The sequence below is a fragment of the Neorhizobium sp. PAMB6716 genome, from assembly GCF_058242805.1.
This window is the reverse complement of sequence record NZ_CM177835.1, coordinates 2,587,865-2,605,278: the sequence shown is the minus strand read 5'-3', so window position 1 is coordinate 2,605,278 and position 17,414 is coordinate 2,587,865. Positions and strand designations below refer to the sequence as shown.

General features: G+C 61.5%; 16 protein-coding genes. 9 read left to right on the top strand and 7 right to left on the bottom strand.

The features are described from left to right. Nucleotides 1–263: 263 nt before the first annotated feature. Nucleotides 264–452 carry a hypothetical protein gene (locus tag AC4CWH_RS12795; protein WP_491319043.1) on the bottom strand — a complete coding sequence of 63 codons (189 nt, stop codon included), beginning with the start codon at nt 450–452 and terminating at the stop codon, nt 264–266. A gap of 178 nt (nt 453–630) precedes the next feature. Between AC4CWH_RS12795 and hisS the strand changes: the two genes are divergently transcribed. From hisS to hisG, 3 genes are all read left to right on the top strand, one after another. After that, complete coding sequence (gene hisS / locus AC4CWH_RS12790) at nt 631–2,250, top strand: histidine--tRNA ligase (RefSeq protein ID WP_491319042.1); 1,620 nt, start codon at nt 631–633, stop codon at nt 2,248–2,250. Between the two features lie 424 nt (nt 2,251–2,674). After that, nucleotides 2,675–3,799 carry an ATP phosphoribosyltransferase regulatory subunit gene (locus AC4CWH_RS12785; RefSeq protein ID WP_491319041.1) on the top strand — a complete coding sequence of 375 codons (1,125 nt, stop codon included), beginning with the start codon at nt 2,675–2,677 and terminating at the stop codon, nt 3,797–3,799. Beyond that, nucleotides 3,796–4,491 carry an ATP phosphoribosyltransferase gene (hisG, locus tag AC4CWH_RS12780; protein ID WP_491319040.1) on the top strand — a complete coding sequence of 232 codons (696 nt, stop codon included), beginning with the start codon at nt 3,796–3,798 and terminating at the stop codon, nt 4,489–4,491. The genes AC4CWH_RS12785 and hisG overlap by 4 nt, the downstream gene beginning before the upstream one ends. Nucleotides 4,492–4,747: 256 nt before the next feature. Here hisG and AC4CWH_RS12775 read toward each other — a convergent pair whose 3' ends face one another. Further along, nucleotides 4,748–5,200 (bottom strand): DoxX family protein, encoded by a 453-nt coding sequence (locus AC4CWH_RS12775; protein ID WP_491319039.1) that lies wholly within the window; start codon nt 5,198–5,200, stop codon nt 4,748–4,750. Between the two features lie 219 nt (nt 5,201–5,419). Between AC4CWH_RS12775 and AC4CWH_RS12770 the strand changes: the two genes are divergently transcribed. After that, nucleotides 5,420–6,370: an ornithine cyclodeaminase family protein gene (locus AC4CWH_RS12770; protein WP_491319038.1), complete on the top strand. Its 951-nt coding sequence runs from the start codon at nt 5,420–5,422 to the stop codon at nt 6,368–6,370. An 85-nt stretch (nt 6,371–6,455) separates the two neighbouring features. Here AC4CWH_RS12770 and groL read toward each other — a convergent pair whose 3' ends face one another. Continuing rightward, the gene (gene groL / locus AC4CWH_RS12765) at nt 6,456–8,096 is read right to left on the bottom strand and encodes a chaperonin GroEL (RefSeq protein ID WP_491282390.1); all 1,641 of its coding nucleotides are present in this window, start codon (nt 8,094–8,096) and stop codon (nt 6,456–6,458) included. Between the two features lie 70 nt (nt 8,097–8,166). Then, nucleotides 8,167–8,463 (bottom strand): co-chaperone GroES, encoded by a 297-nt coding sequence (groES, locus tag AC4CWH_RS12760; RefSeq protein ID WP_137132408.1) that lies wholly within the window; start codon nt 8,461–8,463, stop codon nt 8,167–8,169. 199 nt (nt 8,464–8,662) lie between these two features. Here groES and chrA point away from each other — a divergent pair, with 199 nt between their 5' ends. From chrA to AC4CWH_RS12745, 3 genes are all read left to right on the top strand, one after another. After that, nucleotides 8,663–10,051, top strand: a complete 1,389-nt coding sequence (chrA, locus tag AC4CWH_RS12755) for a chromate efflux transporter (protein WP_491319037.1) — start codon at nt 8,663–8,665, stop codon at nt 10,049–10,051. A 130-nt stretch (nt 10,052–10,181) separates the two neighbouring features. After that, complete coding sequence (locus AC4CWH_RS12750; RefSeq protein WP_491319036.1) at nt 10,182–11,030, top strand: TIGR01459 family HAD-type hydrolase; 849 nt, start codon at nt 10,182–10,184, stop codon at nt 11,028–11,030. 12 nt (nt 11,031–11,042) lie between these two features. Continuing rightward, nucleotides 11,043–12,023, top strand: a complete 981-nt coding sequence (locus AC4CWH_RS12745) for a bifunctional riboflavin kinase/FAD synthetase (RefSeq protein ID WP_491319035.1) — start codon at nt 11,043–11,045, stop codon at nt 12,021–12,023. Nucleotides 12,024–12,029: 6 nt separating this feature from the next. Here AC4CWH_RS12745 and AC4CWH_RS12740 read toward each other — a convergent pair whose 3' ends face one another. Together AC4CWH_RS12740 and AC4CWH_RS12735 are read right to left on the bottom strand one after the other, a co-directional pair. After that, nucleotides 12,030–12,203, bottom strand: a complete 174-nt coding sequence (locus AC4CWH_RS12740) for a type II toxin-antitoxin system HicA family toxin (protein ID WP_491282386.1) — start codon at nt 12,201–12,203, stop codon at nt 12,030–12,032. Nucleotides 12,204–12,226: 23 nt separating this feature from the next. After that, nucleotides 12,227–12,478, bottom strand: coding sequence for a DUF1902 domain-containing protein (locus AC4CWH_RS12735; RefSeq protein WP_491319034.1), 252 nt, complete (start codon nt 12,476–12,478; stop codon nt 12,227–12,229). A gap of 283 nt (nt 12,479–12,761) precedes the next feature. On the opposite strand from AC4CWH_RS12735, the gene ileS reads away from it, so the two are divergent. Together ileS and AC4CWH_RS12725 are read left to right on the top strand one after the other, a co-directional pair. Next, on the top strand, nt 12,762–15,713 hold the full coding sequence (gene ileS / locus AC4CWH_RS12730; RefSeq protein WP_491319033.1) for an isoleucine--tRNA ligase: 2,952 nt from the start codon (nt 12,762–12,764) through the stop codon (nt 15,711–15,713). A 138-nt stretch (nt 15,714–15,851) separates the two neighbouring features. Beyond that, nucleotides 15,852–16,493, top strand: coding sequence for a hypothetical protein (locus AC4CWH_RS12725; RefSeq protein WP_491285413.1), 642 nt, complete (start codon nt 15,852–15,854; stop codon nt 16,491–16,493). A gap of 351 nt (nt 16,494–16,844) precedes the next feature. Here the strand turns inward: AC4CWH_RS12725 and AC4CWH_RS12720 are convergent, their stop codons facing one another. Next, complete coding sequence (locus AC4CWH_RS12720; RefSeq protein WP_491319032.1) at nt 16,845–17,300, bottom strand: nucleoside deaminase; 456 nt, start codon at nt 17,298–17,300, stop codon at nt 16,845–16,847. Nucleotides 17,301–17,414 lie beyond the last annotated feature (114 nt).

Below are 17,414 nucleotides of genomic sequence, written 5' to 3'. Positions count from 1 at the left end.
AAGGCAAACAGCTGTGCGCCCTCGCTCGAAGCACCTGCGCGCCGACGAAGTACGAGAGGTCGCCGCAGCCGATCTCCCCACCTGTGGGGGAGATGCCCGGCAGGGCAGAGGGGGGCGAGCTTGCGCCGTCATGGATGGGGACCGCAACCCGCGTCAGGCACCTAAAAGTCTGTCCCACAATTACCTCCGGCGGGCTGCAAATGGCGATTTCTGCGCTTCCGGTACTCACGTACCAAATGTACGCTCCGCTCCGGTTCTCGAAATCACCATTTTCGCCGCGCCGAAGGCAATTCTTGAACAGACTGTGAGAACTCTTGCCGACCATGGGAAACCTCCTGCTCACGCAGTTCGCGCCCGATATGGCTCCTGACCGTGTCGCGTATGAATTCCTCGACCGTCGAGCCGGCCTTTTCGGCCTCCTTGCTGAGGAGCGCATAGGTTTCATCCGGCATATCGGGTGTTATGCGGGTTCATCGCGCAATCTCCGACGGCCACCCATCCTAGCAGGCCGGCTGCTCCTGCGGCCAGCCTTTGTGCAAGCTTCAAGGCTTGCCGCCTTGGCCTGCATCCTCTAAGAAACCGCACACATTTCCGGCCTTTTTTCCTGTGCCGGGGGCAAGGATGACGATCATGAGCGACAAAAAGCAAAAACCGCAGAAACTGAAGGCCCGCCTGCCGCGCGGTTTCGGGGATCGTACCGCCACCGACATCCATGCTACCAACGAGATGGTGGCCAAAATCCGCGAGGTTTACGAGCGTTACGGCTTTGACCCGATCGAGACGCCGCTGTTTGAATATACCGATGCGCTCGGCAAATTCCTTCCCGACAGTGACCGCCCGAACGAAGGCGTGTTTTCGCTGACCGACGACGACGACCAGTGGATGAGCCTGCGCTACGATCTCACCGCGCCGCTCGCCCGCCACGTCGCGGAAAATTTCAACGAGATCCAGCTGCCCTACCGCACCTACCGTGCCGGCTATGTGTTTCGCAACGAAAAGCCAGGCCCCGGCCGTTTCCGCCAGTTCATGCAGTTCGATGCCGATACCGTTGGCGCACCCGGCGTTTCTGCCGATGCCGAAATGTGCATGATGATGGCCGATACGCTGGAAGCGCTCGGCATCAAGCGCGGCGATTACGTCATCCGCGTCAACAACCGCAAGGTTCTGGATGGCGTGATGGAAGCGATTGGCCTCGGCGGCGAGGAGAACGCGGCGCGGCGGCTGAATGTGCTGCGGGCGATTGACAAGCTCGACAAGTTTGGCCCCGAGGGCGTGAAGCTTTTGTTGGGTGAAGGCCGTAAGGATGAAAGCGGAGATTTCACCAAGGGTGCAGGTCTTACCGAAGAGCAGATCAATATCGTTGAGGAGAAAATTGTGTTCTTCTCAACGGGTGCTCGGTTCACCAGCGCTAAGTTAGGTGGCCTACCAGATAATGTCGTTCTTGATGATCGGCAATCGGGTGATCCGGAAGCCGTTTGGCTTGACAACCTAGACCTCGTGGAAATGGTCGGAAAACGAGGCGCCGACAACGACACGGGTCGTGCGGCCGCGGCAGAACTCCGGACTATGGCCGAACTTTTCAGTGCGGCTGGCTACGGCACGAAGCGTATCATTATCGATCCCTCCGTCGTCCGCGGCCTCGAATACTACACCGGCCCCGTCTACGAAGCCGAACTCACCTTCGATGTCACCAACGAAAAAGGTGAAAAAGTCGTCTTCGGGTCGGTCGGCGGTGGCGGGCGGTATGATGGTCTGGTGTCGCGCTTCATGGGCCAGCCGGTGCCGGCCACCGGCTTTTCCATTGGCGTGTCGCGCCTGATGACGGCGCTCAAGAACCTTGGCAAGCTGGGGCAGGACGAGGTTCTGGCGCCGGTTCTCGTCACCGTCATGGATGGCGATGTGGCGGCCATGGGCCGCTACCAGAAATTTGCGCAGGACCTGCGCAATGCCGGCATCCGCGCTGAAATGTACCAGGGCAACTGGAAGAAATTCGGCAACCAGCTGAAATATGCCGACCGTCGCGGTTCGCCGATTGCCATCATCCAGGGCGGTGACGAGCGGGCTGAGGGTGTCGTGCAGATCAAGGACCTCATCGAGGGCAAGCGCCTCTCCGGCGAGATTACCGACAACACCGAATGGCGCGAGGCTCGCGTCGCGCAGGTCATGGTGCCGGAGGCGGATCTGGTCGAGACGGTGAAGGAAATTCTGGGCCAGCAGGCGCAAGACCGTCTGCGGGCGAAGGCGGGCTGATGTCTGCGTTTCCCCTCCCCAACCCTCTCCAGACGGGGGAGGGAGCCGGTTTTCGTGCGCTGCCCGGGTCGCGCTTTGCGGCGGCACGTCAACCGGTTGGCGTTGTGCCGCGTCGTTACCCCCCTCTGCCCTGCCGGGCATCTCCCCCACACGGGGGGAGATCAGCCAGAGGGATCTGCGCTATCCACCATCTGGCGATTTCGGCCGGCGTTGTCTGCACAAGAATTTCGAACCCAAGGCTGTCGGCTCCAGCTGATCTCCCCCCGCGTGGGGGAGATGTCCGGCAGGACAGAGGGGGGCGAGCTTGCGCGGCGCCTGGACATCATCGAGAGGGCGCGTCAACTCCCGTCTTCCTGTCTGCACGGGGAGAAGGGTCCGCAGGACGCAGCCGGATGAGGGGCAATCCTCCAACAGGAGCCACCCCATGCCGCTGACCGACATGCCAGATTTCGCCGCCGTGATGCTCGAAGAGTTTGCCGCGCGCAACACAACGCGGGTGGATACGCCCGTCATCCAGCCCGCCGCGCCGTTTCTCGACATGGCCGGCGAAGACCTGCGCCGGCGCATTTTCCTCACCGAAAACGAGCGCGGGGCAAGCCTTTGCCTTCGCCCGGAATTCACCATTCCCGTCTGCCTTCGCCACATCGAAACGGCAACCGGCACGCCAAAACGTTATGCCTATCTCGGCCAGGTGTTTCGCCAGCGCCGCGAGGGCGAAAGCGAGTTCTATCAGGCCGGCATCGAGGATCTGGGGGACCGCAATGCCGCAAGTGCGGATGCCCGCGTGGTGGTGGATGCGCTGTCGTGCCTCACAAAAATCCTGCCGGGACGCGGCCTTGCCGTCACCATCGGCGATCAGGCGGTGTTCGAGGCCGTTGTCGCAGCCCTTGGTCTGCCCGCCGGCTGGCAAAAACGCCTCGTGCGCGCCTTTGGCCAGACGGATCTCTTGGAAGCGATGATTGCACGGCTCGCCCGCCCGCAGCCCGTCACGGGTCTTTCGCCTGCGGTGGAAGCGCTGTTGGAAGCCGGCGATGAGGCAGCGCTTGTCGCCCATGTGGAAGCGGAAATGGAGCGCACCGGCTATCTCACCAATGCCAGCCGGTCGCCTTCGGAAATCGTGCAGCGGCTGAAGGAAAAGCGGCTGCTGGCCGGTGCCTCGCTCGACACGGCCAAGCTCGATGCGCTGAAGGAATTTCTGTCGATCAACGTGTCGCTGCGTTATGCGCCGGGCGTGCTTGCCGATTTCGCCCGTTCCGCCGGCCTGCCGCTGGAACAGGCGATTGCAGGGTTTGATGCGCGCGTGGCCGCCTTTGCCAATGCCGGTGCCTCGCTTGCCGATATCACCTGGCGCGCCGCCTTCGGGCGTCCGCTCGATTATTACACCGGCCTCGTGTTCGAGATCACCGCGCGCGGCGATCATGACGTGCTGGCCGGTGGCGGGCGGTATGACCGCATGCTGACGCTGCTCGGCGCAAAAGACCATATCCCGGCCGTGGGCTTTGCCCTCTGGCTGGATCGCATCGAAAAGGCCAAGGGGGGCGCACGATGACCATTACCATCGGGCTTCCCTCCAAGGGCCGCATGAAGGACGATGCCTCCGCCATCTTCGCCCGCGCCGGCATGGTGATTTCGGCCATCGGCAATGAGCGCTCCTATCGCGGCCGCATCGAGGGCATGGAAGACGTCGAAATCGCCTTCCTCTCGGCCTCGGAAATCTCCCGCGAGATCGGCAATGGCACGGTGGATTTCGGCGTGACCGGCGAGGACCTGATCCGCGAGGAACTGGCGGACGCCGACCGGCGTATGGAAATTTCCGCCCGTCTGGGTTTTGGCCATGCGGATGTGGTGGTGGCGGTGCCGGACATCTGGCTCGACGTGGAAAACATGGCGGATCTCGGAGACGTCGCGGCCGATTTTCGCGCCCGCCACGGCCGTCGCCTTGCCATTGCCACCAAATACTGGCGCCTCACCCAGCAGCATTTTTCCGCCCAGCACGGCATCCAGCTTTATCGCATCGTGGAAAGCTTAGGCGCCACGGAAGGCGCACCGGCGGCGGGACAGGCCGATATCATCGTCGATATCACCTCGACCGGCTCCACACTTGTCGCCAATCACCTGAAGGTGCTGTCGGACGGCGTGATTTTGCGCTCCGAGGCCTGTTTGGTGCGGGCGAAAAAGCCGGAGCATGAGGGCAATGCGACTGTCGCAAGGATTGTGGAGGCGGTGCGCGGGGTTTTGTAAGCGCTGTGCGGACGGCGTTGGTTGGCATTTGTGCCAGCCGCCCCCTCATCCGCCTGTCGGCACCTTCTCCCCGAGGGGAGAAGGGAGAAAGAACCGAAGCGCTGGCGAAAAAATCCCTTCTCCCCAGCGGGGAGAAGGTGGCGGCAGCCGGATGAGGGGGCCACTCGCTCCGCCCTCACCGAATTGCCTGTATTCCCAAAACGAAAAAACCCGCCGGATCGCTCCAGCGGGCTCTTTTTTGCCTTGGGGGCAGGGATTAGCGGGCAGCGAGTGCCGGTGCGGTGCCGCGGCGAGCGTCAACCGAGTAGGCGCCAGCGCCAACGGTGGCGAGCAGGATATAGGCGCCAGCCAGCGTAAAGTTCTTCATCATCATGATGCCGTTCAGCGTGTTGATCCAGCCGAGAGCGGCATCCGGCCAGCCGGGAACGGCAACCGTGCCCGAATGGAAGACGGCGCCGGTGAAGATGCAGAACAGCGCCAGCGCCCAGCCGACGATCTTCACCTGGAAGCCGGCGAGAACGGCAAGGCCGGTCACCAGTTCAAACAGGCCGGCGAGATAGGAGAGCGCAGTTGCGGCGGGCAGGCCGGCACCGGCAATCATGCCGGCCGTGCCTGCCGGATCAGCCAGCTTGCCGAAGCCGGACAGGATGAAGATGAAGGAGAGGAGGATACGCGCGAGAAGCAGGATCGCATTGTTGGTGGTGGACATGGGAGGATCTCCGGGGGCAGGGCCAAATGGCCAATGACGTTCTGGCAGGATATATGCGCCAGATTGTCGCGCCGCGAAAGATGAACAACCGAAGACGAATTGTTCGATATTGGTGAACGATGGCATGGCCGTTAAAGCACGGAGACGTCTGAGCTTCCCACTTGACCTCAAGAGCGGTTGAGGTTCCATCGTCCTGTCAATGTCAAACAGGAGCTGACGATGACGCGTGTTTTTACCAACGATCACCTCGAACTGCCGGCCCTGATGCCGCTGGCCATCGAAGCTGTCGAGGACGCCTTGCTGCAGCGGGCGAGGGGTGCCTTTGTCTCACCGCCCCGCCATGCCGTTCAGATTGGCGGTGCCGGGGATCTTGTCTTCACGATTGGCGGCGGTGTCAGTGGCCAAAAACCCGTCGCCGGATTTCGCGCCTATACGAGTTTTTCGAGCGAGCAGGACGATCAGCTGGTGGCGGTCTGGAACGTGGAGACGGGCCGCCTGAAGGCCATAGTCATCGGCTCCTTGCTGGGCGCTATCCGAACGGGCGCGATCGGTGGAGCGGCCATTCGGCACCTGTCGCGCGCGGATGCGAGCGTGGTTGCCGTCATCGGCAAGGGGCGGCAGGCGCGCACGCAGCTGGAAGCGGCCGTGGCGGTGCGTCGCGTCCGGGGCGTGCGGGTGTTCAGTCGATCAGCCGAAAACCGCCAGCGCTTCGCCATCGAGATGCAGGAGCGCATCGGGATACCGGTGCATGCCGTCGAGATGGCAAGGGCTGCGGTGGAGGGCGCCGATATCGTGCTCTGTGCGACTGCCAGCCCCGAACCGGTGCTGAAGCTAGAGTGGCTAATGCCCGGCGTGCACATCAATACCGTCGGCCCGAAAACCGTCGATGCGCATGAGTTGAGCGTTGAAATCGCTGCCGCTGCCCGCCGGATCGTCACGGATTCGCCTGCGCAACTGCTGGCCTATGCGCGGCCGTTCTTTCTTGCCGGTACGCCGCATCTCGAACGCGTCGAGGATCTGGCAGACATTGTTGCTGGATTACAGGCTAAAGACGCCGTTGGCCCGGCACGCGAACCGGATGACATAACCCTGTTTTGCTCGACGGGACTTGCCGGTACCGAAGTCGTCGTTGCCTCCCGCATTGCGGATCATCTGGCAAGGCGCAGGTGACGGCACAAACGCAAAAAGGGCGCCGGTTTCCCGACGCCCTTTCCGTAACTGAACCGGATGGCTCAGATGCAAGACCCAAAGGGTCTTACATCATGTCCATGCCGCCCATTCCGCCCATGCCGCCCGGCATGCCGCCAGCCGATTCCTTCTTGGGAAGTTCGGCAATCATGGCTTCCGTAGTGATCAGCAGCGAAGCAACCGAAGCTGCGTTCTGCAGGGCCGTACGGACAACCTTGACCGGGTCGACGATGCCCATGGCGATCATGTCGCCATATTCAGACGTCTGGGCGTTGTAGCCGAAGTTGTCGCTGTTGCCTTCGAGGATCTTGCCCACAACGATCGAGGCTTCGTCGCCTGCGTTTTCAGCAATCTGGCGAACCAGCGACTGCAGGGCGCGGCGAACGATGTTGATGCCGGCTTCCTGGTCGTCGTTTGCACCCTTGACGGTAATCTTCGTGGAAGAACGCAGGAGAGCGGTACCGCCGCCGGGGACGATGCCTTCCTGAACGGCAGCGCGCGTTGCGTTCAGCGCGTCGTCGATGCGGTCCTTGCGTTCCTTGACTTCGATTTCCGTCGAGCCGCCAACGCGGATCACGGCAACGCCGCCAGCAAGCTTTGCAAGACGTTCCTGCAGCTTTTCGCGGTCGTAGTCCGAAGAAGTTTCTTCGATCTGCGCCTTGATCTGGGCAACGCGGCCTTCGATGTCGGTCTTTGCACCGGCGCCATCAACGATGGTGGTGTTTTCCTTGGTGATGGACACCTTCTTCGCACGGCCGAGCATGTCAAGCGTGACAGACTCGAGCTTGATGCCGAGGTCTTCCGAGATCACGGTACCACCGGTGAGGATCGCGATGTCTTCCAGCATGGCCTTGCGGCGATCGCCGAAGCCAGGAGCCTTGACAGCCGCAATCTTCAGGCCGCCACGCAGCTTGTTGACGACCAGCGTTGCAAGAGCTTCGCCTTCAACGTCTTCAGCGATGATGACGAGCGGCTTGCCGGTCTGAACGACAGCTTCGAGAACAGGCAGCATGGCCTGGAGGTTCGAAAGCTTCTTCTCATGCAGGAGAACGTAAGCGTCTTCCAGGTCAGCAACCATCTTTTCAGGGTTGGTGACGAAGTAAGGCGAGAGGTAACCGCGGTCGAACTGCATGCCTTCGACGACTTCGAGTTCGGTTTCGGCGGTCTTGGCTTCTTCGACGGTGATAACACCTTCGTTGCCGACCTTCTGCATGGCTTCAGCAATGTCACGGCCAACCTGTGCGTCGCCGTTTGCCGAAATCGTGCCAACCTGGGCAACTTCTTCAGACGTGGAGATCTTCTTGGCCTTGGCCTGGAGATCCTTCACGACTTCAGCAACAGCCAGATCGATGCCGCGCTTCAGGTCCATCGGGTTCATGCCGGCAGCAACAGCCTTGTTGCCTTCGCGAACGATCGCCTGGGCCAGAACCGTTGCCGTCGTGGTGCCGTCACCAGCGATGTCGTTGGTTTTGGAAGCCACTTCGCGCACCATCTGGGCGCCCATGTTTTCGAACTTGTCTTCCAGTTCGATTTCCTTGGCGACCGATACGCCGTCCTTGGTGATGCGCGGTGCGCCGAAGGACTTGTCGATGATGACGTTACGACCCTTCGGGCCGAGCGTTACCTTCACTGCGTCTGCGAGGATGTCGACGCCGCGCAGCATCTTTTCGCGCGCAGTGCGGCCGAACTTGATTTCTTTAGCTGCCATGTTCAAAACTCCCGGGCATCACGCCCTTTGGTTGATTTGATAATTCGGATGGAAAGATCGGACTGAAAAATCAGCCGATGATGCCCATGATGTCGGCTTCCTTCATGATCAGAAGGTCTTCGCCGTCGAGCTTTACTTCCGTGCCCGACCACTTGCCGAACAGAACGCGATCGCCAACCTTGACGTCGAGTGCAACGATCTTGCCGCTGTCATCGCGAGCGCCGGAGCCGACGGCGACGATTTCGCCTTCCTGCGGCTTTTCCTTGGCGGTATCGGGAATGATGATGCCACCCTTGGTCTTGGCTTCGGATTCAACGCGACGAACGACGACGCGGTCGTGAAGCGGGCGGAAATTGGTGCTTGCCATTGTCTAATCCCTCGATCAAATGACCTTTACGGGCTTTGAGGAGGCCCGTGTCCCTGTTGCTAGCACTCACCTATTGGGAGTGCTAACGACCCCGAGATAAGACCGGTGCTGTGATGAGTCAAGAACGGGCCTCTAAAAAATCTGCGCCTTTCTCAGCGCCGTCACACGCTTTGCCCATCCATTGCGGCGGAGTGGTGTCGTGAGCGTCGCGACGCCCGATCCAGCAGGCGCGGCAGCCATCTCCGCCGACGTTACGGCACCCAAACCTTCCCTGAAGGAACTGACGCTGGTTTTCGCGCGCATCGGCTGTCTGGGTTTTGGCGGGCCGGCCGGCCAGATCGCCATGATGCACCGGGCAGTCGTTGACGAGCGCCGCTGGCTGTCGGAAGACCGTTTTCTGCACGCGCTGAATTATTGCATGCTTTTACCGGGGCCGGAGGCGCAGCAGCTGGCCACCTATGCCGGCTGGCTTCTGCATGGCGTGCGCGGCGGCATTATTGCCGGCCTGCTCTTCGTGCTGCCCGGCCTGTTCGTCATCATCGGGCTCTCCACGGCCTACGGGCTTTATCAGGATGCCGGCTGGCTTGCCGGCCTGTTTTTTGGGCTGAAGGCCGCCGTCCTCTCGGTCGTGGTGGAAGCGGTGATCCGGCTTGCCAGGAAAACGCTGAAGACCGCTTTTCTGCGTGTGCTGGCGGCGCTGGCATTTCTTGCGCTTTTCGTGCTGGCCCTGCCGTTTCCGCTGGTTATTTTCCTTGCAGCCCTTGCCGGATATTTTCGCGCACGGCGTGCCAGCGCACCCGATGCGCTGACGGTCTCCGAACCGCGTGACACCGCGCCGGTTCTCGCCCGCCCGCCACTTGCGCGCTCGTTTGCCCTGCTGCTGTTCTGGGTCGGCGTCTGGCAGTTGCCGCTTCTTGTCCTCTCCTTCATCGCCGGCGCCGAAAGCCTGGCGGTGATGTTTACCTTCTTCTCGAAGATGGCGCTGGTGACCTTCGGTGGCGCCTATGCGGTTCTGGCCTATGTGGCGCAGGTGGCGGTCGAAAATTACGGCTGGCTGCGGCCGGGAGAGATGCTGGATGGTCTGGCGCTGGCCGAGACGACGCCGGGGCCGCTGGTGCTGGTTCTCTCCTATGTCGGGTATCTCGTCGGCTTTCGCACCGTGCCGGGGCTCGATCCCGTGGTCGCCGGCATCATTGGTGCGCTGTTAACGGCCTGGGCTACGTTCGTGCCGAGCTTCATCTGGATCTTTGCCGGCGCACCCTACATCGAGCGCCTGCGCGGCAATGTGGCCATATCCGCGGCGCTCTCCGCCATCACCGCTGCCGTGGTCGGCGTCATCCTCAACCTTGCCATCTGGTTCGGCCTGCACGTGCTGTTTGCGAACGTCGATCGCATCGCCTTCCTCTCCAGCTGGCAAGGTGCTGGCGCGCCCGGCATCTGGTGGCCGCAGCCGGCCTCGCTCGATGCAGCAGCGCTCGCGCTTTTTTCCCTCTCGGCCTTCCTGCTGCTCAGGATCCGGCTCGGCATGGTCAAGGTGCTCGGCCTTTGCGCCGCAGCCGGCCTCGTCTGGCGCCTTTCCGGCTTTTAAGGCGCCGGGCCGTGCCGCCACCCCTTGCGCAAGGTAAGGGCTGATTGGTGCTGCCGGCCTAAAACTCCTTGCCATCGGGCCGGAGCTTTGCCATGTCAGCGCCAGTTTCTTGCAACGCATCAGGATGATCATGGCAGACCGCATCAAGAACCTCAGCGCGATCACCGCTGGCTACGATCTCGTGCTTTCGGATGTCTGGGGTGTTCTGCACGATGGCATCACGGCGTTTCCTGCCGCCTGCGAAGCGCTGACGGCGGCGCGCAAGGCAGGCCTTGCCGTTGTCCTCATCACCAATTCGCCGCGTCCGGCCCCCGGCGTCATCGACCAGCTGCGCGTACTCGGCGTGCCGGATGAGGCCTATGACCGGATCGTCACCTCAGGCGACGTCACCCGCGCGCTGATCGCCGAAGGCCCGAAGAAGGTCTTTCTGCTCGGCCCGGAGCGCGACATGCCGCTGTTTGAGGGGCTTGATGTCATGGTCACCGACGAGGCGGACGCCGATTGTATTGTCTGCACTGGCTTTTTCGATGACGAGCGCGAGGTGCCGGAAGATTACCACGACATGCTGTCGCGCTTTATCGCCCGCGACGTGCCGATGATCTGCGCCAATCCGGATCTCGTCGTTGAGCGCGGCCATCGCATCATCCCCTGCGCCGGCGCCGTTGCCGCCTATTACGCGCAGCTTGGCGGCCATAATCGTTTCGGCGGCAAACCGCACCGGCCGATCTATGAGGCAGCGCTTGCCAGCGCCCGCGATGTGAAGGGCGAAATCGACCTGGCGAAGATCATTGCGGTCGGCGATGGCATGCCGACCGACGTGAAGGGCGCCTTGAGTTACGGGCTCGACCTCCTCTACATCTCCGGCGGCATTCACGCGGCGGAATATACCATAAACGGCGAGACCGACGAGGCGATCCTCAACGCCTATTTGGAGCGCGAGGGAGCCACACCCAAATGGTGGATGCCGCGGCTGGCCTGACGGATGGACGAGATGACCGTATTTCACCGCAATGAACAGAAGGAAGCGCTGCCGGCGGATCTGAAGGGCGGCGTCGTTGCCATCGGCAATTTCGATGGCGTGCATCGCGGCCATCGCAGCGTGCTGGAGCGGGCACTGGCGCTTGCCAAGGAGCGCGGCGTGCCGGCGCTGGTGCTCACCTTCGAGCCGCATCCGCGCACGGTCTTCAAGCCGGAGCAGCCGGTGTTTCGCCTGACGCCCGGCCCGCTGAAGGCACAGCTTCTGGAAGCCATGGGCTTTCATTCGGTCATCGAATACCCGTTCGACCGGGAGTTTTCGCAGCGCTCCGCCGAGGACTTTGTCGAAAACATTCTGGGCGGCTGGTTGCAGGCGAGCGCCGTCGTCACCGGTTTCGATTTCCATTTCGGCCGTGGCCGCGAGGGCGGCCCGGCCTATCTGATGGATGCCGGGCGCCGCTTCGGCTTCGACGTGACGCTGGTCGATGCCTTTCGCGATGAAAACACCGAGGTGATTTCCTCCAGCCGCATTCGCGAGTTGATTGCGCAAGGGGAGGTCAGCGAGGCGGCCGGGCTGCTCGGGTATCGCTATACGGTGCAATCGGAAATCGTCGGCGGTGAACAGCTTGGCCGCACGCTGGGTTACCCCACCGCCAACATGGCGCTTGCGCCCGAGGTGGAGCTGAAAGCCGGCATCTATGCCGTGCGCTTCCGCAGGCCGGACGGCACGCTCTACAATGGCGTCGCAAGTTATGGCCGGCGCCCGACCGTGACGGAAAACGGCGCACCGCTTCTGGAAACTTTTGTCTTCGACTTTTCCGGCAGCCTTTACGGCGAAATCTGTTCGGTATCCTTCTTCGGTTACCTGCGCCCGGAACTGAAGTTCGACGGGCTCAATGCGCTCGTCGTCCAGATGAAGCGGGACGAGGAAGAGGCGCGCGCGCTGCTCTCAGGTGTTACGCCGCTGAGTGACGTGGATGGGAAGATCGCGTTCTGAGGGTTTTTAAAGTTTTCGGGTTGAGCCCGCGTCTTTCAGAATGGCGTTTGCCGTGTGGCGGCTCATCAGGTTGCGCGGCACGAGGATGATCCTGCCGGTCTTGCTGGAGCGCCATTTCTCGTGCGAGCCTTTGGCATTGGTCAGATATTCATAGCCCAGTTGGGCGATGATCTCGCACACGAGGCTGTAATATCCTGAGACCATCAGGCGGCCATGGGCTCAAGCGGTCTTTCAAACAGAATGGCTGGAATGAGATCCTTGAGCGGCGTCGTTGCCAACTCTTCGGGCGACATGTGATTTGCGATGATCAACTCGACCGCCGCATCGAACATCACCTCTTCAAAAGCCTCAAGCGTGGCGGTTTCGATATGCAGGCCGTCGATGTCGCTCTCGCAGTAATAGACCTTTGCCTCGGCGTCCCAAAGTGCCTTTACCGAGAAGGTACGTTTTGCCATGGCTATGAACTCCGCAAACCTTGCGACCCCAAGAATACAGCGATCCCGCGCAATTCCAATCCCCTCTTCCTTTCGGGCGCGAAAACCCCTAAAGAATGCGCCACCATGACGTATCTTTCGGCGGCCCGTGTCATTCGAATTATTGGCCCGGCTTTCCCGGCAGCTTGAAAAGCTGAAGGGAGGGTCCGGGTTTTTGGCGCTGGGGTTTTTCCTTGCGCGTCCGTCGCCAATCCACATTGTTTATTCTGCGACCGCGACCGGTCGCCTTTCCGATGGTTGATCCATGACCGATACCGCTGAAAAACTTGACTATTCCAAAACCCTCTATCTGCCTGAGACCGAGTTTCCCATGCGCGCTGGCTTGCCCGCCAAGGAGCCGGAAATGGCAAAAAAGTGGAAGGACATGGAGCTTTACAAGAAGCTCCGCGCTTCCGCTGCCGGCCGCGAAAAATTCGTGCTGCATGATGGCCCTCCATACGCCAACGGCAATATCCACATCGGCCACGCGCTGAACAAGGTGTTGAAGGACGTCATCACCCGCTCGTTCCAGATGCGCGGGTTTGATGCCAATTACGTGCCCGGCTGGGATTGCCACGGCCTGCCGATCGAATGGAAGATCGAGGAAAAATACCGCGAAAAGGGCAAGGACAAGAACGAGGTCCCGGTCAACGAATTCCGCCGCGAATGCCGCGAGTTCGCGCAAGGCTGGATCGACATCCAGTCGGAAGAGTTTCGCCGCCTCGGCATCGAGGGCGATTTCGAGCGCCCCTATACGACGATGAATTTTCACTCTGAGGCCCGCATCGCCGGCGAACTGCTGAAACTTGCCATGTCCGGCCAGCTGTATCGTGGTTCCAAGCCGATCATGTGGTCGGTGGTGGAGCGCACGGCGCTGGCCGAAGCCGAAGTGGAATATCACGAGGTCGAGAGCGACACGATCTGGGTGAAGTTTCCAATCCCTCATCGTCTGGTGGAGCCTTCCGAACGCGGCGGGCCCGGTCAGCAGGCAACTGTTCAGGACGAGTTGGCTGGAGCCGCCGTCGTCATCTGGACGACCACCCCTTGGACCATCCCCGGCAACCGCGCGATCTCCTATTCGTCGCGCATCGAATACGGGCTTTACGAAGTCACCGAAGCCGTCAACGACTTTGGCCCGCAGCCGGGTGAAAAGCTGATCTTTGCCAAGCGTCTTGCGGAGGACTCTGCAACCAAGGCCAAGGTCACGTTCAAGTTGATCCGCGACGTCACCGGTGCGGAACTCGCAGCCATCACCTGCGCCCACCCGCTCGCCGACATGGGCTACACCTTCGCCGTTCCGCTCCTCGATGGCGATCACGTCACCGATGATGCCGGCACCGGTTTTGTCCACACGGCCCCCAGCCACGGTCGCGAAGACTTTGAGGCGTGGATGAGCAATGTCCGCGCGCTGGAAGCCCGTGGCATTGACACAAAAATCCCGTTCCCGGTCGATGATGCCGGTTTCTACACCGATGAAGCCTATGGCTTTGGCCCGTCCGCCGAAGGCGGGGCCGCGCGCGTGCTGGATGACAACGGCAAGAAGGGTGATGCCAACAAGCGGGTGATGGAGGCGCTGATCGCTGCCAACAACCTGTTTGCCCGCGGCCGCATCAAGCACGAATATCCGCATTCCTGGCGCTCCAAGAAGCCGGTCATCTTCCGCAACACGCCGCAATGGTTCGTCTACATGGACAAGGAGCTGTCCGATGGCACGACGCTGCGGTCGCGCGCGCTGTCGGCCATCGATGATACCCGTTTCGTGCCCGCCGCCGGCCAGAACCGTCTGCGCGCCATGATCGAGGGGCGTCCGGACTGGGTGCTGTCGCGTCAGCGCGCCTGGGGCGTGCCGATCTGCGTGTTTGCCGACAAGGCCGGAAACGTGCTGCAGGATGAGGACGTCAATGCCCGCATTCTCGAAGCCTTCGAGAAGGAAGGGGCAGACGCCTGGTTTGCGGAAGGCGCCAAGGAGCGTTTCCTCGGCAATGCGCATGATAGCGAACAGTGGCAGATGGTGACCGACATTCTCGATGTCTGGTTCGATTCAGGCTCCACCCACACCTTTACGCTGGAAGACCGCCCGGACCTGAAATGGCCGGCCGATGTCTATCTGGAAGGGTCCGACCAGCATCGCGGCTGGTTCCATTCCTCGCTTCTGGAAAGCTGCGCCACGCGCGGCCGGGCACCTTACAACGCCGTCGTCACCCATGGGTTCATCATGGATGAGAAGGGCGAGAAGATGTCGAAGTCGAAGGGCAACGTGACGGCCCCGCAGGCCATCATGAATGATGCCGGCGCCGATATCCTGCGTCTCTGGGTCATGTCGTCGGACTATGCCGAAGACCTGCGCGTCGGCAAGACGATCATCCAGACCAATATCGATGCCTACAGAAAAATCCGCAACACTATCCGCTGGATGCTCGGCACGCTCGCCCACGACAAGGGCGAGGAGATCGCCTATGCGGATCTGCCGGAGCTGGAAAAGCTGATGCTGCACCGGCTGGCCGAACTCGACCAGCTTGTGCGCCGCGCTTACGATGATTTCGATTTCAAGCGCATCACCCGGGCGCTGACCGATTTCGCCAATGTGGAACTGTCGGCCTTCTACTTCGATATCCGCAAGGATGCGCTTTATTGCGATGCGCCGTCGTCGCTGCGCCGCCGGGCCGCCCTGCATGTCATCCGCAAGCTGTTCGATTGCCTTGTGCTGTGGTTTGCCCCGATGATGCCGTTTACGACGGAAGAGGCGTGGCTGAGCCGCGATCCTTCCGCCATCTCTGTGCATCTGGAACAGTTTCCGAGCATTCCGGCCGAGTGGCTGAACGAGGCGCTGGCCGACAAGTGGAAACGCGTGCGCGCAGTGCGCCGTGCCGTCACCGGCGCGCTGGAGCTGGAACGCAAGGACAAGCGTATCGGCTCCTCGCTGGAGGCAGCGCCAGTCGTCCATGTTGCGGATGCCGATCTCCTTTCGGCGCTGGATGGTCTGGATCTCGCTGAAATCTGCATCACCTCGGATATTTCAGTGGTGGCAGGCGAGGGGCCGGCGGATGCGTTTCGCCTGGAAGACGGCACGAAGGTTGCCGTCGAGCCAAGACTTGCCGAAGGCGTCAAATGCGCCCGCTCGTGGAAGATCACCAAGGATGTCGGGTCCGATCCCGCTTATCCGGATGTGTCCGCGCGCGATGCGGAAGCTCTGCGTGAACTTGCCGCGCTAAACTGAAGCCTTGATACCGGATGATTGCGCTTTGGCGCGTCATCCGGTAAATCTGCCTGAAATTGGCCGGAATTTGCGGCCAACGGGAGATGATGGATCTCGCAAGCGTCTCGGACGGGCGCGGCTGGAAGGGTTTTGATGAACATGACCAATGTCATTGGCGCACGGGCAGGTGCAATTCGCGCGCGCGCGGGGCTTCTTGCCGTTGTGGCGGCCGCTCTTGCTGTTTCAGGCTGCACGACAGGCCCGACCTACGGGACGAGCAAGACGTCCGGCGAGCAGCTGGTTGATGACCTGGGTCAGGCCGTGTCGCTGGGTTCTGAACCCGCAAACAAGAACACCCGGTACAATCCGCGTCCGCAGCTGGTGGTGAACAAGAACGCCACGGGCCTTCCTGCCCCGCAGGCATCGCTTGCCAGCCGCGAAAACAATCCCAACTGGGTGGAATCGCCGGAAGAAACCCGTGCGCGCCTGCGCGACGAGGCAGACGCCAACAAGGATAACCCCAACTATCGTTCGCCGCTTCTCGCCGGCAACGGCACGGCCGGTACGCTGACCGAACCGCAGAAGTGGGAAGCCTTCCGCAAGGCCCGCCAGAACGCCGAAAACCCCGGCATCACCGGCACCCGCCGCACCTTGACCGACCCGCCGACCGAATACCGCATTGCCGATACGGATCAGCTGAACGATCTGGGTGAACCGGAGCTTAAAAAGGAACGCGAACGCAAGAAGGCCGCCCAGGAAGCCGGCACAAAGACATCGTCCTGGTGGAAGCCGTTCCAGTAAGGTGTTTTTTGGGGCGGACCGGTCGGTCTTGGTTTCTGATTGAGACGCTGCTGTTGCGGATGAGGCCACTTCGTTCTTCTTGTCGAGGATAAGCTGCTGTCCGTTGCAGTTGTGGCCCCCTCATCCGCCTGCCGGCACCTTCTCCCCGAGGGGAGAAGGGATGTGTGGACGCCGGTTCATTTCCTTCTCTACTTTTTCATGGCAATAGCCGCAGCGCTTGCGGTTCCCCTCTCCCCTCGGGGAGAGGTCCGCCGAGCAAAGCGGAAGGCGGGGTGAGGGGGCGGCTTGCTCCGTGTTTTCTCAATGCCATTCTTGCCCTCACCAAATCCCGCCCCGGCAAACCACTCCACCTCAATCCCCGCGCTTACCCTTGAAAAATTCCACCAGAATTTCCGCTGCGGCCGTTTCGCCAATGCCGGAATAGACGTCCGGCTGGTGGTGGCAGGTGGGCTGGTTGAAAAAGCGCACGCCGCTTTCCACCGCGCCGCCCTTGGCGTCGTTTGCACCGTAATAAAGCCTTCGGATGCGCGCGAAAGAGATGGCGGCCGCACACATGGTGCAGGGCTCGAGCGTCACATAAAGATCGGCGCCGGCAAGTCGCTCCTCGCCAAGGGCTTCGCAGGCCATGCGGATGGCAAGAATTTCGGCATGCGCGGTCACGTCATGCATCTCGCGCGTGCGGTTTCCGGCACGGGCAATGATGTCGCCATCGAGCACCAGAACGGCGCCAATCGGCACTTCGTTTCGCTCTGCCGCCCGCTGTGCCTCGATCAATGCTGCGTCCATGAAGCGATTTGTCCCGCTCATGCGGCGATTTCCTCTTAACCAGGGCAACGCGAACTGTTAGGAACGGTCCAACCTGCGTTGCGTCAGCCGTCTTTCGCAACGCGACAGACATTAATTTCAGTCAAACACTGATGT

Excerpts from the sequence above, each read along its gene's own strand:
- AC4CWH_RS12735 (WP_491319034.1), bottom strand. The coding sequence starts at position 12,478 with ATGGCAAAACGTACCTTCTCGGTAAAGGCACTTTGGGACGCCGAGGCA.
- hisG (WP_491319040.1), top strand. The coding sequence starts at position 3,796 with ATGACCATTACCATCGGGCTTCCCTCCAAGGGCCGCATGAAGGACGAT.
- AC4CWH_RS12725 (WP_491285413.1), top strand. The coding sequence starts at position 15,852 with ATGACCAATGTCATTGGCGCACGGGCAGGTGCAATTCGCGCGCGCGCG.
- AC4CWH_RS12745 (WP_491319035.1), top strand. The coding sequence starts at position 11,043 with ATGACCGTATTTCACCGCAATGAACAGAAGGAAGCGCTGCCGGCGGAT.
- AC4CWH_RS12795 (WP_491319043.1), bottom strand. The coding sequence starts at position 452 with ATGCCGGATGAAACCTATGCGCTCCTCAGCAAGGAGGCCGAAAAGGCC.
- AC4CWH_RS12750 (WP_491319036.1), top strand. The coding sequence starts at position 10,182 with ATGGCAGACCGCATCAAGAACCTCAGCGCGATCACCGCTGGCTACGAT.
- AC4CWH_RS12770 (WP_491319038.1), top strand. The coding sequence starts at position 5,420 with ATGACGCGTGTTTTTACCAACGATCACCTCGAACTGCCGGCCCTGATG.
- AC4CWH_RS12720 (WP_491319032.1), bottom strand. The coding sequence starts at position 17,300 with ATGAGCGGGACAAATCGCTTCATGGACGCAGCATTGATCGAGGCACAG.
- hisS (WP_491319042.1), top strand. The coding sequence starts at position 631 with ATGAGCGACAAAAAGCAAAAACCGCAGAAACTGAAGGCCCGCCTGCCG.
- groES (WP_137132408.1), bottom strand. The coding sequence starts at position 8,463 with ATGGCAAGCACCAATTTCCGCCCGCTTCACGACCGCGTCGTCGTTCGT.
- AC4CWH_RS12785 (WP_491319041.1), top strand. The coding sequence starts at position 2,675 with ATGCCGCTGACCGACATGCCAGATTTCGCCGCCGTGATGCTCGAAGAG.
- ileS (WP_491319033.1), top strand. The coding sequence starts at position 12,762 with ATGACCGATACCGCTGAAAAACTTGACTATTCCAAAACCCTCTATCTG.
- AC4CWH_RS12775 (WP_491319039.1), bottom strand. The coding sequence starts at position 5,200 with ATGTCCACCACCAACAATGCGATCCTGCTTCTCGCGCGTATCCTCCTC.
- groL (WP_491282390.1), bottom strand. The coding sequence starts at position 8,096 with ATGGCAGCTAAAGAAATCAAGTTCGGCCGCACTGCGCGCGAAAAGATG.